Source organism: Vallicoccus soli, from assembly GCF_003594885.1.
In the GTDB taxonomy this organism is placed as follows: Bacteria; Actinomycetota; Actinomycetes; order Motilibacterales; family Motilibacteraceae; genus Vallicoccus; species Vallicoccus soli.
This window is the reverse complement of sequence record NZ_QZEZ01000016.1, coordinates 1-3565: the sequence shown is the minus strand read 5'-3', so window position 1 is coordinate 3565 and position 3565 is coordinate 1. Positions and strand designations below refer to the sequence as shown.

The following is a 3565-nucleotide window of genomic DNA, read 5'->3' as shown; positions in this document are numbered from 1 at the left end:
GCTGGTGGTGGGGGGTTCGTGTGGCACGCTGTTGGGTCCTGAGCTTCCCGGTTGCGGGTGGCTTGTGCCGGGCTTCTGCTGCTGTCCCGTGAGGGCGTGGTGGTGGGGGTGGTCCGGTCCGTTGGTTGAGAACTGCACAGTGGACGTGAGCATCTAGCAATCTCTCCTCACCGTCGGTGGGTCCTGGCCTTGTGTTGGCGGGGGTCTGGTGGTGGTGGGGGGTAGTGCTGGTTTCGTGGGTGCTGCCTTGTTGCCCCTTTGGGGGGTGTGGGGTGGTGCCCGTGTGTTCGTTCGATGTGTTGTGGGTTTTGTGGCTGTGGCCCGTGCTGCTGCTGCTGTTGTGCCGCTGCGCTGTGGTGCCGTCGATGTTGTGTCGGTGGTGCTGGTGGTGTTGGTGGGTGTGGTGGTGGTGGTGTGGGTTGTGGTCAAGTTGTTAAGGGCGCACGGTGGATGCCTTGGCACCAGGGGCCGATGAAGGACGTGGGAGGCTGCGTTAAGCCTCGGGGAGCTGTCAACCGAGCTGTGATCCGAGGATGTCCGAATGGGGGAACCCGGCAGGAGTCATGTCCTGTCACGCCCGCCTGAACACATAGGGCGGTGCGGGGGAACGTGGGGAAGTGAAACATCTCAGTACCCACAGGAAGAGAAAACAACAGTGATTCCGTGAGTAGTGGCGAGCGAAAGCGGATGAGGCTAAACCGTCGTCGTGTCAACCGTGCAGGGGTTGCGGTGGCGGGGTTGTGGGAGTGCGTGGCCGGGTCTGCATCGCCTGGCGGGGAGTGAGAAATCTTGGGTGTAGTCGAAGGTCCTGCGAACGGGCCGGCGGAGAAGGTAACACCCCTGTAGGCGAAACATCCAAGACTCCTTTGCGTTATTTCCCGAGTAGCACGGGGCCCGTGAAATCTCGTGTGAATCTGGCGGGACCACCCGCTAAGCCTAAATACTTCCTGGTGACCGATAGCGGACTAGTACCGTGAGGGAAAGGTGAAAAGTACCCCGGGAGGGGAGTGAAAGAGTACCTGAAACCGTGTGCCTACAAGCCGTCGGAGCTTTGCCCTTGTGGTGGGGTGACGGCGTGCCTTTTGAAGAATGAGCCTGAGAGTTAGCGGCATGTGGCGAGGTTAACCCGTGTGGGGGAGCCGTAGCGAAAGCGAGTCCGAACAGGGCGGTGGAGTCGCGTGTCCTAGACCCGAAGCGGGGTGATCTACCCATGGGCAGGGTGAAGCGCCGGTAAGACGGCGTGGAGGCCCGAACCCACCAGGGTTGAAAACCTGGGGGATGACCTGTGGGTAGGGGTGAAAGGCCAATCAAACTCCGTGATAGCTGGTTCTCCCCGAAATGCATTTAGGTGCAGCGTCGCGTGTTTCTTGCCGGAGGTAGAGCTACTGGATGGCCTAGGGGGCTCACCAGCTTACTGAAGTCAGCCAAACTCCGAATGCCGGTAAGTGAAGCGCGGCAGTGAGACTGCGGGGGATAAGCTCCGTAGTCGAGAGGGAAACAGCCCAGACCATCGGCTAAGGCCCCTAAGCGTGTGCTAAGTGGGAAAGGATGTGGAGTCGCAGAGACAACCAGGAGGTTGGCTTAGAAGCAGCCACCCTTGAAAGAGTGCGTAATAGCTCACTGGTCAAGTGATTCCGCGCCGACAATGTAGCGGGGCTCAAGCACACCGCCGAAGCTGTGGCATCTGCACGTGACTCTCGCCTGGGCTTGTCCTGGGTGCAGGGGTGTGGATGGGTAGGGGAGCGTCGTGTGGGGGGTGAAGCATCCGAGTGATCGAGGTGTGGACGCCACACGAGTGAGAATTCAGGCATGAGTAGCGAAAGACGGGTGAGAAACCCGTCCGCCGGATGACCAAGGGTTCCTGGGCCAGGCTAATCCGCCCAGGGTAAGTCGGGACCTAAGGCGAGGCCGACAGGCGTAGTCGATGGACAACGGGTTGATATTCCCGTACCCGCTGTGACGCGTCCATGCTGAACCTGGCGATGCTAACCGCCGCAAAGCGCTTCTGCCTTCGGGTGGGGGTGTGGCGCCGCGGGACCCGGACTGGTAGTAGGCAAGCGATGGGGTGACGCAGGAAGGTAGTCCAGCCCGGGCGATGGTAGTCCCGGGGCAAGGGTGTAGGCCGTGATCTAGGTAAATCCGGGTCACATGGGGCTGAGACCTGATGCGGAGACCGTTGGGTCGAAGTGGGTGATCCTCTGCTGCCGAGAAAAGCCTCTAGCGAGTGTCATGGCGGCCCGTACCCCAAACCGACTCAGGTGGTCAGGTAGAGAATACCGAGGCGATCGAGTGAACCGTGGTTAAGGAACTCGGCAAAATGCCCCCGTAACTTCGGGAGAAGGGGGGCCATGTCTGGTGATCCCACGTGCTGGGTGAGCTGGGTGTGGCCGCAGAGACCAGCGAGAAGCGACTGTTTACTAAAAACACAGGTCCGTGCGAAGTCGCAAGACGATGTATACGGACTGACGCCTGCCCGGTGCTGGAACGTTAAGGGGACCGGTTAGTCCTTCGGGGCGAAGCTGAGAACTTAAGCGCCAGTAAACGGCGGTGGTAACTATAACCATCCTAAGGTAGCGAAATTCCTTGTCGGGTAAGTTCCGACCTGCACGAATGGCGTAACGACTTCTCGACTGTCTCAACCACGGACTCGGCGAAATTGCACTACGAGTAAAGATGCTCGTTACGCGCAGCAGGACGGAAAGACCCCGGGACCTTCACTACAGCTTGATATTGGTGTTCGGTACGGCTTGTGTAGGATAGGTGGGAGCCGGTGAAGCGGGCACGCCAGTGTTCGTGGAGGCGTCGTTGAAATACCACTCTGGTCGTTCTGGATGTCTAACCTCGGTCCATGATCTGGATCAGGGACAGTGTCTGGTGGGTAGTTTAACTGGGGCGGTTGCCTCCTAAAGGGTAACGGAGGCGCCCAAAGGTTCCCTCAGCCTGGTTGGCAATCAGGTGTCGAGTGCAAGTGCACAAGGGAGCTTGACTGTGAGACAGACATGTCGAGCAGGGACGAAAGTCGGGACTAGTGATCCGGCGGTGGCTTGTGGAAGCGCCGTCGCTCAACGGATAAAAGGTACCCCGGGGATAACAGGCTGATCTTGCCCAAGAGTCCATATCGACGGCAAGGTTTGGCACCTCGATGTCGGCTCGTCGCATCCTGGGGCTGGAGTAGGTCCCAAGGGTTGGGCTGTTCGCCCATTAAAGCGGTACGCGAGCTGGGTTTAGAACGTCGTGAGACAGTTCGGTCCCTATCCGCTGCGCGCGCAGGAGACTTGAGAAGGGCTGTCCCTAGTACGAGAGGACCGGGACGGACGAACCTCTGGTGTGCCAGTTGTCCTGCCAAGGGCATGGCTGGTTGGCTACGTTCGGAAGGGATAACCGCTGAAAGCATCTAAGCGGGAAGCTCGCTTCGAGATGAGGTCTCCCACCCCTTTGTGGGTTAAGGCCCCCAGCTAGACGACTGGGTTGATAGGCCGGAGGTGGAAGCGCCGTAAGGTGTGGAGCTGACCGGTACTAATAGGCCGAGGACTTGACACAACCCGCACCACGACGACCAACCCAC

The 3565-nt window shown here is 59.6% G+C and carries 1 rRNA gene; it reads left to right on the top strand.

Going from position 1 to position 3565, the window contains the following annotated elements:
- The first annotated feature begins 423 nt into the window (after positions 1–423).
- Positions 424–3540 (top strand): 23S ribosomal RNA (locus D5H78_RS18990).
- Positions 3541–3565 lie beyond the last annotated feature (25 nt).